A 16,850-nucleotide genomic window follows, 5' to 3' on the forward strand; every position below is an offset into this window, starting at 1 on the left:
CGTCTTCCCTGAAAAAAGGCGCTCCTTTTTTCTCCCTGTCGGTTTCGGGAAGTATCTGAAAAAGCAGCAAAAACAATGAGGTGCCTGATAACAAAAAACAGCTCCAGGTACGCTTTATGTAATAATTCCAAAAAATTCTATTCGAAAATAGTAACCCTGAAATCAAGGAAAACTAATTTCCCTTCCTGTCTCCCTCGCCTTTCAGGGCCTCTCCACGATTACTCTTTTGCAGGTTCACACACCCTGCACTTCCTGTCTTTTCACCTTTTCCAGGTCTTTAAAAGCCCTTTTTCCAGCAACATCTTCTTCAGGGTTTCTTTAGATATGGAAAGGGTGTATGATGAGTCATGTTCCATGTTCCGCTGCTTTAAGCCAGGGCCATTTTTCTACAACGTCCTCTGCCGGGCCGGCCAAAATGGAACTTTTATCAACCTGTATGACCTGCCAGGAAAAGCCAGAGAAAACGTGGGCTTCCCGACATCCAGGATGATCTTCAGATGACTGGTCGGAACCATGAAGAAAATACCCGGTTCCGTGCTTGCAACATTTTTTGCATCTGAGCTTAGGGTACACATCCACTGCCCAGAAAGCATTTTGAGGTCATACCCAGTACAGACTGATCAGCGTTATTAAAATGAAAAATACACTGAACGTACCGATTATCACCTTGTTCTGCTGCATCATTTTGTGGTGCTGTATGATTTCATCTTGTTGCATATGAATCTTCCAGGCCAGATATCTTCGATAGCTACTCTTTTTGTCAAATTGACAAACCGGAATCCGCTATCCTATTTATGTGATTCAATAATAAAGACCTTTCTATTTCATTCAGGAAAAGAGCTTTTTTAATCACCTTTGCCGTCTTAATATATTGAAAAAGAAATCCCTGCTATTTTTCAGGCTCTCAATATATCGGAGCTATACTGCTTTTTTATTTCAATGCCACATTATATAAACTGAAGAAACCTATTTTCATAAAAAGGGAATCCAGAGTGGGAACGCGATGCCAAAAAGGTTAAAAGTTGCAAACCCGGCCCGTTGCATAGGCTGCTATTCCTGTATGATGGCCTGTGCAAGGACATGGTACGATACCATATCTGTAAAAAACAGCCGGATTGACATCCAGACAAAAGGCGGGATAGAAACTGCTTATGCTCAGATTGTCTGCCATGCCTGTGTGGACCCTCCGTGCATGAGAGCCTGTCCTCTTGGAGCACTGACCAAAAGGAAAGGAGGAGGAGTCAACCTCAATAGAGAAATCTGCGACGGCTGCGGAAACTGTATGGAAGCCTGCCTTGTGGGGGCTATTCACCTGGATGCTGAAAAAAAAGCCGTAATCTGCAAACACTGTGGCGTATGCACGAAATTCTGCCCCCATGATGTCCTGGAAATGATTGAAGTAGATGACAGCGGAGAAATAAAGGTTACTGACACAGGTCCGGTTGAGGAGACAGGCCCGGCTAGCCCCACTGCATCTCATAAGGAACTTTACGGAAAAGAGGAGTCCGGGGAGGAAAAATGACAACAGAGAGGTACGCCATTTCAGGTCTTACAAATGTACTCTATATTGACCTGAGCAGCCAGAGCTACCATATTGAGGAAAGGCGGGACCTCTATGAAAAGTATCTGGGGGGCATTGGAGTTGCTACAAACCTCATGCTTGAAGAGTATAAAGAGGGGATAGGACCTCTCGATCCTGAAATGCCAGTAATCCTCAGCACAGGGCCCCTCTCAGGCGTATATCCGACCTGCACAAAAACCGTTGCATTATTTCGTTCCCCCCTTAACGGAGAACTGGGGGAATCCTATGCGGGCGGCCACCTTGCCATGTCCATGCGTTATTCGGGATATGAAACTATTGTCATCAAAGGTGCTTCCAGGTATCCGGTTTATGTGGCAGTTCACGACGACAGGGTTACATTCAGGGACGCCTCGTCCATATGGCACCTGTCCTCGGCAATTGATGTAGGGAAAATCCTCCGTGAAGTTGAGCCCGGAGCTGGCAGGCGCAGTATTATCAGGATAGGGCCTGCAGGAGAAAGAGGAGTCACGTATGCGAGCGTTAATGTTGACACTTACCGCCACTTCGGGCGTCTGGGGCTCGGGACTGTTTTTGGGGCAAAAAAACTTAAGGCTCTTCTTATTTCCGGAAATAAAGAACTAAAAAGCCCTGATCACAAAGCCTACAGAAAAGCATGCAGCATGCTTTATGATACGATAGTGAAAACGGGGTTGACTGAGAAATACCACAACCTCGGGACAAGCGAAAACATCCTTGTCCTGAACGAACTCAAAGGTCTTCCAACCCGGAACCTGCAGGAAACCTCTATCGAAGGCGTGGAAAATATCTCCGGAGAAAACTTTGCAGAAAAATATCTGATCCGCAGGGTATCATGCGCAGGCTGCCCTATAGGCTGCGTACATATTGCCATGCTCAAACGGCCTTTCTCAAAAGCCCATGAATATGAGACCCTTAACGTATCTTATGACTTTGAACTTATCTACGCGCTTGGCTCAAATCTTGGAGTTACGGATCCTGAAGCAGTGCTGGAACTTATTGATGCCTGTGAAAAAGCCGGTGTTGATATTATCAGCATGGGAGTGGTGCTTGCATGGGCTACTGAGATGCTTTTGCGGGGGAAAATTTCCACTGATGATACGCTCGGGCTCAAACTGTCCTGGGGAGACAAAGCATCTTATTTGCGCGCAATAGAACTGGTGGTTCAGGCTCCCAATGAATTTTATTCCGCTCTTGGAAAAGGTGTGGAATATGCTTCAAAAATCTATGGGGGGGAAGAATTTGCTATCCGGATAGGAGGGCTTGAGATTCCAGGCTACCATACAGGGCTTGGGAATACACTCGGGCTTACTGTAGGTTCTCGCCATTCCCATCTTGACAATGCAGGCTATTCAGCTGACCAGAAAGCATTCAATCATCCAACTACGGATGAGAAGATAGTTGATTACATAATTAACGAAGAAGACCGCCGCAATGCCCTTAACTCCATGGTTTCCTGCCTCTTTGCACGGAATGTCTATACATATGAAAATATGGTTCTGGCTCTCAAATGCATTGGAATAGACAGGACAGAAGCAGAGCTGGAAGATCTGGGAAAGGACATCTTCAGAAAAAAATACGAGCTTAAGAAAAAATTCGGGTTCAGTTTTGAAGACATCGCCCTCCCTAAAAGGTTTTTTGAAACTGCCACCACCACAGGAAAGCTCGAAGAAGACAGGGTCAGGAAAGCGATAGAAATGTATAAGGAAAAGAGAGGGATTTTATAATCTTCGAAGCTGTCAGGGGCCGGGAGGCCTTAAAGATAAAGGAGATCTCTTCAATCGCCCCCGAGCTAAAGATTCAGGGGTTTTACGTTTCTTCCTATAGAATTTTACTTTAATGGTCCAATATATTTTAATGGTCCAATATATTTTAATGGTTAAATATATTTTAATGGTTAAATATATTCTAAGGTTGAATATACTTTAAGGGCAAAACATACTTTGAGGGTTAAACATTCGAGCTCTCAGATGCTGTAAGATCGGTGTTTGTTTTTACCTTATCACCAGTTTTCTCTTCAGGGTTTTTAGTTTCGATTTTGGATGTTTCTTCAGCTTTTCTTTCAGGCTTTTCCCTGACCCAGCGGTCCATAACTTTGCAGGTAACGAGATCCCCTGCAACATTCACAGCCGTCCTGCTCATATCAAGGATCCTGTCCACTCCCATTATAAGTGCTACTCCGCTTGTGGGAATTCCTACGCTGTTAAGGATCATTGCAAGGACAACGATTCCCACCCCGGGTATTGAAGGCGTTCCTATTGAGGCTGCAACAGCCATGGTCATTACTACAAGGAGCTGGAAAGGCCCGAGGTCTATCCCGAAGACTTCAGCCAGGAAAATTGTTGCCACGCCCTGATAAAGAGCAGTCCCGTTCATGTTTATGGTTGCTCCTAGAGGGACAACGAACTGTGAAATCGAAGGTTTTACTCCTAACCTTTCTTCTGCTGTTTTTATGGATAAGGGCATGACTGCAGCCGAGCTGGAAGTTGAAAAAGCAAGGAGCATAACGTCCCGGATAGCTTTCAGGAATTCAAACGGGTTATACCTTGCAACAAGAGAGACAATAAGAAGGTTCAGGAGCATGAGGAGCATCAGGCTTGCAAGAACCGTACCCACATACACAGCCATTCCCAGAAGGGCTTCAATACCGAGCTTGATGGTGAATTTTGTAAGAAGCCCGAAAACTGCGATCGGTGCGAGGGTCATGCTCCATTTTACCACTGTCATGCATACAGCCTGAACTGAGGTGAGAAAGCTTACCATTGGGGTAGATTGTTCTTTGTTCAGGGATACAAGGGCAATGCCTATAATTACTGCAATAATCACAACCTGCAGCATTTCCCCGCTGGCAAGAGCTCCAAGAGGGTTAGAAGGAAGGAGGCCTCCGATAAGCGTTGAAGGCAGGGTCAGGGCAGAAGGGTCGAATCCCGGGCCAGTAGATATTGTCTGAGTCTGGCTCCCTAAAGCGCTCTCAACTAGATCTCCACTTATAAACTTCCCGGGGCGGATATAGAAAGCCATTCCTATCCCAATAGCGGTTGAGATTGCTGTTGTTATTACAAAATAAGTAGCTGTTAAAAGCCCTGTCTTTTTAAGGGCGCTCATGCTCTGGCTCGAAGCCACCCCCAGAATTATTGAGGCAAAGACAAGCGGGACCACGATCATCTTCAGAAGACCCAGGAAAATATAACCCGGAAGGGCGATCCATTCCCCTATAATTTCCGCATAAACCGGGTCAACGTATCCTCCGAATGGCCCGAGGAAAAGCCCCATCAGAACACCAAGCCCCATAGCTATGAGAATCTTCAGCCAGAGCTTCTTTTCAAGCAAATCGCGGAGCTGATTACTCAGGTTTTTCAAAGAGTTATTTCGCCTGAAATCCAGAGGGTAATAAATACGCGTAATCCCTTCAGTAATTTCCTGGCGAAGAAGCTTTGTTTCCTCTGCGATTTCCTGAGCGAACCCCCTCGGGTTCGGGATATAACGGTTTTCCTTCTCTTTCATGGGGATCACAATAAAATCGTTAGGGGTTCAGCGTTTACTTCTTCCTTTTAAGTCTCAATTTAATTTTCCGGCTATAATTGTACGTTTTTCGGGCTAAATTGCACATTTAATTCATAAATTCAATATCTACATTTGTATAATACATTCTCATTAAATTATATAAAAGCTTAGAAAAATACATAATAACTTATCTAGTTTATCCAATTCTCCAGTATGAGTTTCTTTATAAATTCCTTTGAAGGAGATAATAAACTGGTCAGGGGATAAAGCGACAAAACTGAAATAAATGACTGTTTTTAAGAATATGTGTCGATCAGGTTAATTTTCACTTTGAAATTATTTTCTTACAAACCTTCTTAAATTTTGTTTTTGTTCTCTTTTTTACGGATTTGAGGGTTTTGCTGTCATGAAACGGTTGACTTTTCCGGAAAGGCTGTTTCTCTTCTTTCATCTTTTCTTACAGAGTGTTCAACCCATTCCTCTCTTACAGAGATCAATACCGAGATCAGTAACAATATCCTTATTAGCAGTCCTGAAAGACAAGCAGGACTTAGCATTTATGACAATTTCGGAAGTTTTATTTACCTGCTCTAAGTGTATAATAAATGTATAAGAATCAATATAATTTTAATATTTAATATTATCAAGTCAAGGGTTTAGTCTATTATATATTTTTTATAAGTTATAAAGTGAGAAAGTCAAACAGAATATGGCGCATCGAAATAAAACTCATATTCAGAATAAATTATTCAGAAAATATATTCAACATAATTATTCCGAAAAAAGTGATCAGGATAACAATTGTTACCCTGATGGATAATATGTGTTACTTAATATTAATTGTTTATATTTCTTAAGATATTCTACGAGAGTATAAAAATCGTTTACCAATGCCAGACACTTTATAAAGTGTATATAAATGCAGTTTTCTGGTCAGGATAGACGCGGAGTTTACTTTAAAAAGGGTGTTTCAGGTTGAGTTTACTTACTATTTCCAGTTTGTACGTTGATTTTCCTACTGACGATGGGCTGGTCAGAGCGGTAAATGGGGTAGATCTCTCTATTGCTGAAGATGAAGTTCTTGGGCTTATCGGAGAATCCGGCTGCGGAAAAAGCGTTCTTGGGCTTTCTATCATCAGGCTGCTGCAAGAAGATGTGATTTTCAAAGGGGATATACTCTACCGCGGAGAAAATCTGTATCTGATTGAAAAAGAAGATATGAGGAAACTCAGGGGTAAAGAAATTGGCATGATACCACAGAACCCCGGAAGTTCCCTTAATCCTGTTTTGACGGTAGGCTCTCAGATAGCTGAACCATTAATGCTTCATAAACACGTAAAAGGCAGCCTGGCTGTCAAAATGGCAGAAAAGCTCCTTGAAAGAGTGAGGATCGGTGATCCCCAAAAAAGGGTAAAGGATTATCCTCACCAGTACAGCGGGGGGATGAAAGAGAGGGCAGTAATAGCAATGGGAATTGCCAGTGAGCCCCGCTTTATTATCGCTGATGAGCCCACTAAGGGACTCGATGTAACCGTAAAAAGAAACATAGTAAAGCTTCTGAAAGAGATCTCTGAAAAAAAGACTATGCTGATTATCACTCATGACCTTGGAGTTGCAGAGAAAGTATGCGACAGGATTGCTGTAATGTATGCCGGGGAACTGGTGGAGGTCTCTCCTGCAGCATTGATGTTTGAAAAACAACTGCATCCCTATACAGGTGGGTTTTTTAACTCACTTCCTTCCAGGGGGCTTAAGCCTATAAAAGGCAGCAGCCCTTCTTTGATCGATCCCCCGCAGGGGTGCAGGTTCCACCCACGCTGTAATTATTGCAGTGACAGGTGCAGAACCGAACACCCCCCCATGATCGAAAAAAACGGCAGGCTTGTGAGGTGTTTCCTTTATGCTTGAGGTTTCTGGCCTTAAGAAAACATTTACTTCAGGAATCATCTCCAGGACCAGAATCAAAGCTCTTGACGGTGTATCCCTTTACATAAAAAAAGGAGAAACCCTCGGAGTGGTGGGGGAAAGCGGGAGCGGAAAGTCCACTCTCGGACAGTGCATCCTGAGGCTGATCGAACCAGCGGAAGGAAAAATCATTTTCAACGGAACAGACCTGACAGCACTTGACAATAAAGCCCTGAACAGCATCCGCCCCAGTATGCAGATGATATTCCAGGACCCCGACTCCTCCCTTGACCCCAGGATGACCATAGGGCAGAGTATAGCCGAACCTCTTAAACTTAAAGGAAACGGCGAGGAAATGGTCAAAAACAGGATCAATGAGCTTATCAGGAAGGTCGGGCTGGGGCCGGAACATGTCAGCCGCTTTCCTCACCAGCTCAGCGGGGGGCAAAACCAGAGGGTGGTTATCGCAAGAGTGCTTGCCCTTGAACCTGTTTTTATTGTTGCCGATGAGCCGACAGCATCCCTTGACGTCTCAGTGCAGGCGCAGATTTTGAACCTTTTGAAGGACCTGAAGGAAGAATACGCGCTTACCATGCTCTTCATATCGCACGACCTTGAGCTGATGAAACACATGTGCGACAGGGTAGCTGTGATGTACCGCGGAAAGATCGTGGAAACCGGAAAAATAGATGATATTTTTCAGTCTCCTCTTCACCCCTACACAGAGCTGCTGTTAGTAGGAGATACTGATGTCGAGGTTGACAACAGTGGATGCGGGAAAGCTGTGGAGACTGCATGTTCTTACTATCAGGAATGTCCCTCAAGATCAAAGATATGCCTTACGGAAAAACCAGAGTTGAAAGAATTAACAAACAACCACCTGGTGGCATGTCATCATGCACTTAAAAAACGTGTTCCTGAATCTTATCGGGATGAATGTGAAGACAAAACGGATGCTGTCATTATTCAGCCTCCTGTATGATATTATTACGGAACTCCGGAATAATGACATTTCAGGAATGCAGTAAAAAATGTGGAGAGGATTCTATGTACTTGAGTAAAAGAAACCGAATTACATTTATGGTCATGCTTTTAGTCATGGCTACAGTCCTTGGGTCGCTGTGTATCGACCAGGATAGTGAAGAAAAAACCGCATCTGCAAACCAGACAAAACCATCAGGCCAGGAGAGCACCCTCAGGTATGCAGCTACTTTCGGTCCTGAAGGCACTCTTGACCCTGCAGTTAAATGGACTGGCTGGTATCTGCGAGAAGCCGGAGTATATGAAACCCTTTTCAGTTATGATGAAAACATGAACCTCCAGCCTGAACTAGCTACAAAATACGAACAGGTCTCGGATACCGAATGGAGGATTTTCATAAGGGAAGGGGTAAAGTTCCATGACGGCACGCCCCTGAACGCAGACGCTGTTATATATTCACTTAACAGGGTTCTTGATGATAATAATACAAGAAAAGGAGAATACGACTTTATTGAGTCCATAAGCAAATACTCTGACAGCGCAGTCACAATAAAAACAAATTCTACATATGCACCCACCATAGCAAGCCTCACAGACCCCGTAACTTCCATAGTCAGCCCGGGTACAGATCTGAATATCGCACCAGTCGGGACCGGTCCTTTTAAATTTGAAAGTTATACCCAGGACGTGAGCCTATCCCTGAAAAAGAACGACAACTACTGGAATGGTACAGCCGGGGTGGACAGGGCCATTATCTATTTTGTCACCGATGAAATGACCAGGCTCTTCAAGCTGGAAAGCAATGAAGTGGACATTGCTGACGGTCTCCCCCAGTCCGAAATTGCCGGCCTCCACAATAACCCTGAATATAAAATATACTCCACCCCTACCTTAAGAACCTACTTCCTGTATGTAAATATGAATAAAGAGCCTCTGAATGATGTAAAATTCAGGCAGGCACTGAACTATGCCATTGACCGCCAGCAAATTGTGGACACTGCCCTTGAAGGTGTTGGCGGGACTCCTGCAAAGAGCTTTTTCGGGTCCATGATGAGCTGGTCCATAAACGACAGGATAGACATGGTTTCAAGGGACGAACAGAAAGTCAGAAGTCTTCTGAACGAAGCCGGCCTGGAGGACATTAATGGGGACGGCTGGCTGGAATATGATAGAAAGCCTTTCGAACTGAACATAAAGACCTACACTGGCCGGCCTCAGCTTAAACCCGCTGCCGAGGTGATTGAAGCCCAGTTTGAGTCTGTCGGGATAAAGACCAGCGTCACCATCCTTGATAAAGGGGCACTGGAAACGGACCTGAATAACAAAGACTACGACCTTTCCCTCTATGCATGGACAGTAGCTCCTACGGGGGACCCTGACTACTTTGTTTCAAAGCATTTTGAGTCTACAGGAGCTGAAGCACAGAAATTGAGCTACTCAAACCCGGAGGTAGACGAATGGATAGAAGCCGGCCGGCTGACCATGAACCAGACAGAAAGAAAGGAGTATTACGACAAAGTTCAGGAACAGGTACTGGACGAATGCCCTGAGATATTCGTATTCTACCAGAACTCCCTTGTTGGAACAAATAAGAAAGTGGCAGGGTTCAAACAGTACCCCAATGAGATAACTTTCCTGACCAAGGACATATCCATAGAAGAATAAGTTTCGGTGGTCCCGGAGTTTTTTCCGGGGCCTCAGAATAAAGTATATCCACAAAAAACAGGAGGTCTGGCATGTGATAGAGTTCATAGCTCGAAGGCTTTTACTCCTTGTCCCTGTCCTTTTACTGGTATCTGTGATCAGTTTTTCTATAATCTATATCTCTCCCGGAGATACTGCAGAAAACTCCATAATGAACCCGGGGGGAGGAGTTGACCGGAAAGCCGTGGAGGAGTTCAGGGCTAAAACAGGGCTTGATGAGCCTGTACATATCCAGTATATTAACTGGATGGGCAGAGTTCTCCGCGGAGACCTGGGAGAGTCGTACATGACAGGTGTAGGAGTATCTGAGGCTATTTTCAGGTGCTTCAAAGTCACCCTTAAGCTTGCAGTGGTCAGTATGCTGGTCTCCCTTGTGATTGCACTACCTCTTGGAATCATCTCTGCCCTGAAAAAAGGAACCGTTATTGATGATGTCTGCAGGTTTTTTGCGCTTGCAGGCGTTTCCATGCCCAATTTCTGGCAGGCTTACCTCCTGATAATAGTTTTCGCACTTACACTGAAGGTTCTGCCTTCGTCAGGATACGGAGACGGAGGAATTACTTATCTCTTCCTGCCTGCTGTTACCCTCGGGACGGGTTATGCAGCTGTAACCATGAGACTGATGAGATCAAGCATGATCGATGTGCTTCAGCAGGACTACGTCCGGGCAGCCAGAGCAAAAGGAGTTCCTGAGCATATGGTTATTTTCAGGCACGCTTTGAAGAACTCCCTCATTCCCGTGGTAACGGTTGCAGGCTTGAATTTCGGGTACCTGCTGAACGGTTCTGTCATAGTTGAGACAATCTTCTCGTGGCCAGGGATAGGAAATCTCATAGTTTCATCCATACTCAGCAAGGATTACCCGATGATACAGGGCTGTGTGCTCTTCATTGCTGTGATATTTGTGCTGGTCAATTTTGCAGTGGACATATCCTATGCTTACCTCAACCCGAGGATCAGATATGAAAACAAAAATTAATAAGAAAAATCCTGGATTCTTCCTCAGTGCAGGGATCCTTGTTTTTTTCATACTTGCAGCGATTTTTGCAGGGTATATAGCGCCTCATGACCCCGAAAAAGCCAATCTTGAACTTCGGCTTAAAGAGCCCTGCAGGGAGTTCCCTCTGGGCACAGACCATATGGGACGCTGTATATTGAGCCGCATCATTTTCGGCGCAAGAATATCCCTGTCTGTTGGGCTTCTGGTAGTAAGCTCTTCCCTGGCACTTGGCCTTGCCGTAGGGAGTCTATCCGGATATTATGGAGGGTGGGCGGATGAAGCAGTTATGCGGATAGTTGATGCTTTTCTGGCGTTTCCAAGCCTTCTGCTCGCTCTCGGCATAGCAGGGCTTTTCGGGGCAGGGTTCAAGAATCTGGTTATAGCCCTTATTGTTGTGGACTGGGCTGGATATGCCCGCCTGGCAAGAAGCTCAGTGATATCAGTAAAAGAGCAGGATTACATCAAAGCTTCAAAAGGGCTTGGGGTGGGGGATATGCATGTGATTGTGCACCACGTAATCCCAAATATAATATCTCCGCTGATAGTAATGGCAACCATAGGAATGGGATATGTTATACTGTCTGCAGCAGGCCTCAGCTTCCTGGGCTTTGGGGTACAGCCTCCAACCCCGGAATGGGGGTCCATGCTCAATGAAGGTAAGACATACATCCGGTCTGCCCCCTACATTATGGTTTTTCCCGGAATTGCCATCATGCTTGTGGTCCTGGCTTTCAACTACCTTGGAGATGAATTAAGAGACCTTATTGACCCGAGGACGCGGAAAGACATCGAATGACAGTATTAAAGGATAATTTCACTATCCGGTGAACACGCCATTGTTCCAGACCTCTCAGAGCAGCTACCATGAAAAAGCATGAATCATTAAATAGCAGACAACTTAACAGCAGGTTTCTCCAGACCATGACCATAAATGCTGCAAACGGGTATGTATCAAAGATAAACGGCTTCAGCAGGAACGCATCCCTGTTCCTGGCATACATTTTCATGCTCTCTTTAAGCCTGGGGATCTATGAAGTAATCTTCAATCTGTATATCCTCAGGCTCGGGTTTAAGGAAGACTTCCTTGGACTTATGCTCTCACTCGTTTCCATATCCACCGGACTCTTTGCAATTCCGGCAGCCACTTTCTGTGACAGGGCGGGCAGAAAAAATACCCTGCTGCTGTCATGCCTAATGCTCCTGTTTTCGTTTGCAGTTCTGTACACCACAAGATCAATGTTCCTTCTGGCTTTTTTCAGCATTCTCTATGGGGCATCCTCGTCACTAAAAATCGTTACAGCATCAACGTTCATGGTTGAGAACTCCACAAGCTATGAAAGGATGCATCTGTTTTCGATGTACTACCTTCTGTACACCATAGGAGTTATGCTGGGAAACCTTGCGGGAGGGACTTTACCTCAGGTCTTTATTAACTCCCTTGACCTCGACCCTTCAGGCCCGAAGGCTTACCAGCTTTCTTTATATGCGTCTTTAGCTGCAGTCCTGTTTTCCCTGTTCCCCCTGGTATTTATCAAAAATAAAAAGACCGGGCTTGCAGAGAAACCAGCTCTATTTTCTACTCTTTTTTCAGTTTTAAGGTCAGGAACGATCCGAAAATTGATTGTGGTAAACGGGCTCATAGGCATGGGCTGGGGGCTGATCCTGCCTTATTTCAATGTTTACTTCGATGTTGTCCTCGGAGCCGGTTCTGAGCAAATAGGGGTTATCTTTTCCATTTCCCAGCTTGTAATGATGTTCACTCTGCTATGCGTCCCCTTACTTACTGAAGGGTTCGGAAAGGTGAAGGTTATATCCCTGGTCCAGCTTGCTTCAATTCCTTTCCTTCTGCTCTTCACCTCCACGTCCATACTTGCAGTAGCTGCATTCGGATACATCATGAGGACATCTATAATGAATATGGCAAACCCGATAATGAGCAGTTTCAATATGGAGATTGTCAGCGAAGACAATAGAGCGACAGTAAACAGCCTGGTCTGGATGAGCTGCTATACATTTGTGGGCCTGAGCACCTATGCCGGCGGTCTGATGATGGCTCGCGGTTATTATACCCTTCCGTTCTTTCTGACATGCGGCATTTATGGAGTGGCCGCAGTGCTTTATTATGTCTTCTTTGACAAAATGGAAAAACAGCAGAAGGTTTCAGGTGCTGCTTTATGATTTCCACCCAATATGGGATTAAAAACAGAAAATAACAACAGAAACCAGATTAATAACAGAAACCAGATTAATAACAGAAACCAGATTAATAACAGAAACCAGATTATAAATAATCAGAGACAAAAAGAGTAATCTAGGTGCAAAAAGGATAATCAGGGGAAAATAGAGTAATCTGAATTCAAAAAAGATAATCAGGGAACATAAATTAATACTCCCTGATTTCACAAATTGTTTATTTCAGGAGTCTCTTCTTTGCAAAGAATACCGAAGCAAGCACACCGAAAACCGCAAAAATACTTTCGAATCCTGGCGTTCTCCTTCTGATCCCTGCTGTCTGCTCTTCTCCTGTAACTGATCCGTTTTCTTCCTCCTGAGTCGGAGTAATTACTGCAGTACCGAGTTTTTCTCCGGTAATCGCATATCTGGAGAAGCCGGGAGTCTCTGCAGTGAAATAGTAGTATTCTCCATCTTCATAGGTCAATTCCGTAGCGAGAGGGTTCCATTTCTCATTGTGGAACCTGTTTATCTTTATGGTGGAGACGTCAATATTGTTTTCCTCGACCCAGCTCTTCATTACCCTGAAGTTGATGGAAGCTCCCCTGATATTACTTTCACTTTCGAACCTTTCATTTCCTACCCGGATATTCATAAGCCTGTAAACTTCTCCTTCGGGTTTTTCTTCCGGACCTGCGTCCCCAAAGACTTCAACCCTTACAATGACATTTCCTGAATACTGCTGTGAAGTAAAACTGAGCCTCAGTATGTCGGAAACAGGGTTATTGAATTTGAAGCCTGTCCGGGTTCCTGCAACAACCCTTTTCTGTACACTGTCCATACCTGTTACTCCGGGACTTACACCTGATGGGACGTAGTTTGTGGAACTCTTGTGCGTGGTCTTTGTCGAAGGAATAACCGTAAGGGGCAGATAGTCAAATGTCCCGTTTTTGATTTCACAGGACGAATCCGCAATTCCGTCCCTGTCAGCATCAGTGCAGTTTTCGGAAAAGCCTGTCCCGCTGGGGTTTGCCCAGTAGTTGCCTCCCAGGTACGGGCCTCCGACTATGCTTTTCCCTGCTGTTTTACTGGTGTTCCAGGTATTGTTTGCCTCGCTGCAAAACAGGGTGTTATTTACGTTGTTGAAGTAGTTATTGTAAATAGTGTTGTTTCCGCTTGCTGGACTTTCCATGCTCCTTAAAAGACCTGTGTGAGGAATAATTTCTTCCAGATCAGGGTCAAAGGCAATTCCAGCAAGGCAGTTCCCGGTCACTATGTTGTCACAGATAAGGCTGTTATTTACATCATAAATCACCAGTCCGTAAGAATTTCCTGACAGGGTATTACCTGTAAAATTGCCTTCTCCAGCAGCCAGAAGTCCGAGGTAACTTCTTTCCACCTTACAGCCTGAGACCGTATATCCGTCCCCTGCGCCTTCTTCGTTATTGATAACCAGAATTCCTCCTGAAATGCAGTTGTTTGCGGAACAGCCGCTTATGCTGACGTTCTCTCCCGATATGGTAACAAGCCCGCCCAGGCAGTTTTGAAGAGTGTTGTTTGCAAGTGTTGCATTTACTGGTTCGATAAGAGACACCCCCCATACAGAAGAGCAGTCTTTAACCGTATTGCCTTTAAGTTTGAGGTCCTGTAAATTGATGAAATAGATCCCGTATCCCAGGAAATCGGGACCTCCGCTGACAAGAGACGAGCTGACAAAAGAGGGATTTTTAGATGAAGGCAGCAAATATATGCCGGTTACATTCTGAACGGTATTGTCCAGGAACTCCACACCTGAAGATTCCATAGCATAAATTCCCACAACCCCTGTATCCCGTACCAGGTTTTTCACAAACCCGACATTCTGGCATTCCTCAAGATAAATTCCTGCGATGTCCTCGTTGTCAACAATATTATTCTCAAACCTGAGATCCCAGGAATATTCCGAACGGATTCCAACACCATAGCCACCCCGGACCCCGTAAAGCTTCGAGTTTCCAGGACTGTTCTCTTTTATGGGGGTATTTTCTTCTTCTTTAATAAGCTCTGAATTTACAGAGTTAATCTCTGAATTTGCAGAGTTATAGAGCAGGTATCTGCTGCCTGAGTCCCGGATGGAATTGCCGGTGAGCGTGCAGTTGCGGGAACTGAAAATGTAAACCCCCTGTGTGGAATTTTGAACAGTATTATTGTTGATTGTTACATTCACTGCTTCATCAAGCTCAATTCCTGAATACAGTGAATTATCAATCCTGCTGTCCGAGACATTGACATCGTGGGAATATGCAATCCTGACTCCAAATTCGGTATTGTTTATATTGTTGTTTTGCAGATTTGAGCTCGTGTTATACAGGTAAATCGCATATGTGTTATTCTGCAGCACAAGGTCCTTAATTTCGGCATTTCCGCAGTTTATGCAATAAACGACTCCAGCATCAGTTCCTATTGATGGGTTTTGGACCCCTTCCAGATAATAAATGGGTTTTCCGTCTACAAGATTGCTGGTATCAATTGTATTTCCGGTTGTGTGATTCAGATCGGACTCATCGCTGTGGAGCCTGAAGTTATACCAGTTCCCGGACATATTGTTGTTTGCAAGTGTGCAGTTTTCGAGATCATAGAGGCGGAATCCATATTTCCCTGAACTTGCCGTGTTATTTCTCAGGACAGTTCCAGTGGAATAATACATACTGAGGCCGTAATTTGCGTTTGAAACCATGTTGCCGGTCAGGGTACAGTAATCAGAGGAGGTAATATAGAGCCCGTATGGGCTGTCTGATATTTCGTTGCCGGAAAGAGTGCAGCTGTCGGACTCATACATATAAATGCCGTCGTCATAAGTATCTAATATCCTGTTGCCAGCAAGATTACAGCCGCCGGAATAATAGAGGTAGATACCGTCCGTAGCATTTGAAATTGTGTTGCTGTCCAGAGTACTGCCGTTTGATTGATACACACATATGCCTTCATAATAAGTATCTGAGATGGCGTTAGCTGTGAGAATGCAGTTGCTGGAACTATCCAGATGTATGCCATAATGGTCTGTGTCTGAAACCGTATTGCCTGCCAGGGTACAGCTGCCTGAGTTATACAGATGGATTCCTCTGCCGCTATCATAAGTACTTACATAAGTATTTCCTGTTATGTTTGACACTGTATTGCCGGTAAAATTGCAGTTGCCGGAATTATAGAGGTAGACCCCGTTTCCGGAAACGTTCGAGATTGTATTGCCATCTAGGGTACAGTTACCGGAGGACAGCAGGTAGATGCCGTAAGAAGATGTATTTGAAACGGTGTTGCCGGCAAGGGTGCAGTTGCTTGAAGTCTGTATATAGAACCCCTTATCTGCAGAATTCGTAACCGTATTATTGAGCAGGCGGCATCTGCTGGACCCCTGCATCTGAACACTGCAGCCATTTCCTGAGAACCTGTTGCCGTTAATGTTAACCCCGGAGACCCCGCTCATATAAATCCCTGTAGGGTATGACCCTGCAATGTTGAAACCACTTATTGTGACATCTCTGGCGCTTATTTTGAAGTTGTGGCTCAGTACACCCAGGTATTTTACAGTTGTGTCCTCAGGGTTTCCTGAATATGAGAGAATGCTCAGGTTTGAGACATTAACATTAACGTTTTCGGTATATGTCCCCGGATAGACAATAATCGTGTCTCCGGACGTTGCATTATTAACTGCATCCTGAATAGTTGTATAATTTCCGTTGCCTTCTGTATCCACATAAAGCACGGAAGGCGAAGATTTTGCGGATGCGCTGCCGTTTATTACGATAAGCAAAAAAACCAGTAGTGTTAAAATTTGTAAGCTATTTTTTTTATATAGTATACCCATTTTTTAAAGTCTCCTCACATATGAATTACATCAGTATAGGGCTGATTGTAATTTTATTCCAGACGAAATATCTTATAAATTTTTATATATTGTTGCAATATTTGTGCGGTACTGATATAAATAATTTGATGTTTAAAGGAAACCTATGCCGATATATGTCTACTGCTGAGTAAAATGGGTTA

General features: G+C 44.4%; 11 protein-coding genes. 9 read left to right on the forward strand and 2 right to left on the reverse strand.

Annotated features, from left to right (window positions below):
* The first annotated feature begins 75 nt into the window (after window positions 1-75).
* From MSMAS_RS07220 to MSMAS_RS07230, 3 genes are all read left to right on the forward strand, one after another.
* Window positions 76-501: a hypothetical protein gene (locus MSMAS_RS07220; RefSeq protein ID WP_015413232.1), complete on the forward strand. Its 426-nt coding sequence runs from the start codon at window positions 76-78 to the stop codon at window positions 499-501.
* Window positions 502-1,003: 502 nt separating this feature from the next.
* Window positions 1,004-1,522 carry a 4Fe-4S binding protein gene (locus MSMAS_RS07225; protein ID WP_011035216.1) on the forward strand — a complete coding sequence of 173 codons (519 nt, stop codon included), beginning with the start codon at window positions 1,004-1,006 and terminating at the stop codon, window positions 1,520-1,522.
* On the forward strand, window positions 1,519-3,285 hold the full coding sequence (locus MSMAS_RS07230; RefSeq protein ID WP_048038397.1) for an aldehyde ferredoxin oxidoreductase family protein: 1,767 nt from the start codon (window positions 1,519-1,521) through the stop codon (window positions 3,283-3,285). The genes MSMAS_RS07225 and MSMAS_RS07230 overlap by 4 nt, the downstream gene beginning before the upstream one ends.
* 223 nt (window positions 3,286-3,508) lie before the next feature.
* Here MSMAS_RS07230 and MSMAS_RS07235 read toward each other — a convergent pair whose 3' ends face one another.
* On the reverse strand, window positions 3,509-5,062 hold the full coding sequence (locus MSMAS_RS07235; RefSeq protein ID WP_015413230.1) for a dicarboxylate/amino acid:cation symporter: 1,554 nt from the start codon (window positions 5,060-5,062) through the stop codon (window positions 3,509-3,511).
* A 975-nt stretch (window positions 5,063-6,037) separates the two neighbouring features.
* Here MSMAS_RS07235 and MSMAS_RS07240 point away from each other — a divergent pair.
* The 6 genes from MSMAS_RS07240 to MSMAS_RS07265 all read left to right on the forward strand — a co-directional run bounded on the left by MSMAS_RS07240 (window position 6,038) and on the right by MSMAS_RS07265 (window position 12,830).
* Window positions 6,038-6,970: an ABC transporter ATP-binding protein gene (locus MSMAS_RS07240; protein WP_048037500.1), complete on the forward strand. Its 933-nt coding sequence runs from the start codon at window positions 6,038-6,040 to the stop codon at window positions 6,968-6,970.
* Entirely contained in the window at window positions 6,963-7,949 is a 987-nt protein-coding gene (locus MSMAS_RS07245) for an ABC transporter ATP-binding protein (RefSeq protein ID WP_011035212.1), read from the forward strand. The genes MSMAS_RS07240 and MSMAS_RS07245 overlap by 8 nt, the downstream gene beginning before the upstream one ends.
* Before the next feature lie 98 nt (window positions 7,950-8,047).
* The gene (locus MSMAS_RS07250; RefSeq protein ID WP_230633358.1) at window positions 8,048-9,613 is read left to right on the forward strand and encodes an ABC transporter substrate-binding protein; all 1,566 of its coding nucleotides are present in this window, start codon (window positions 8,048-8,050) and stop codon (window positions 9,611-9,613) included.
* A 73-nt stretch (window positions 9,614-9,686) separates the two neighbouring features.
* The gene (nikB, locus tag MSMAS_RS07255) at window positions 9,687-10,631 is read left to right on the forward strand and encodes a nickel ABC transporter permease (RefSeq protein WP_048046406.1); all 945 of its coding nucleotides are present in this window, start codon (window positions 9,687-9,689) and stop codon (window positions 10,629-10,631) included.
* Window positions 10,615-11,448, forward strand: a complete 834-nt coding sequence (gene nikC / locus MSMAS_RS07260) for a nickel transporter permease (protein ID WP_048037504.1) — start codon at window positions 10,615-10,617, stop codon at window positions 11,446-11,448. Before nikB ends, nikC begins: the two co-directional genes overlap by 17 nt.
* Window positions 11,449-11,516: 68 nt before the next feature.
* Window positions 11,517-12,830 (forward strand): MFS transporter, encoded by a 1,314-nt coding sequence (locus MSMAS_RS07265; protein ID WP_011035208.1) that lies wholly within the window; start codon window positions 11,517-11,519, stop codon window positions 12,828-12,830.
* Between the two features lie 232 nt (window positions 12,831-13,062).
* Here the strand turns inward: MSMAS_RS07265 and MSMAS_RS07270 are convergent, their stop codons facing one another.
* Window positions 13,063-16,614, reverse strand: a complete 3,552-nt coding sequence (locus tag MSMAS_RS07270) for a NosD domain-containing protein (protein WP_015413222.1) — start codon at window positions 16,612-16,614, stop codon at window positions 13,063-13,065.
* Window positions 16,615-16,850 lie beyond the last annotated feature (236 nt).

This window comes from Methanosarcina mazei S-6 (assembly GCF_000970205.1).
In the GTDB taxonomy this organism is placed as follows: Archaea; Halobacteriota; Methanosarcinia; order Methanosarcinales; family Methanosarcinaceae; genus Methanosarcina; species Methanosarcina mazei.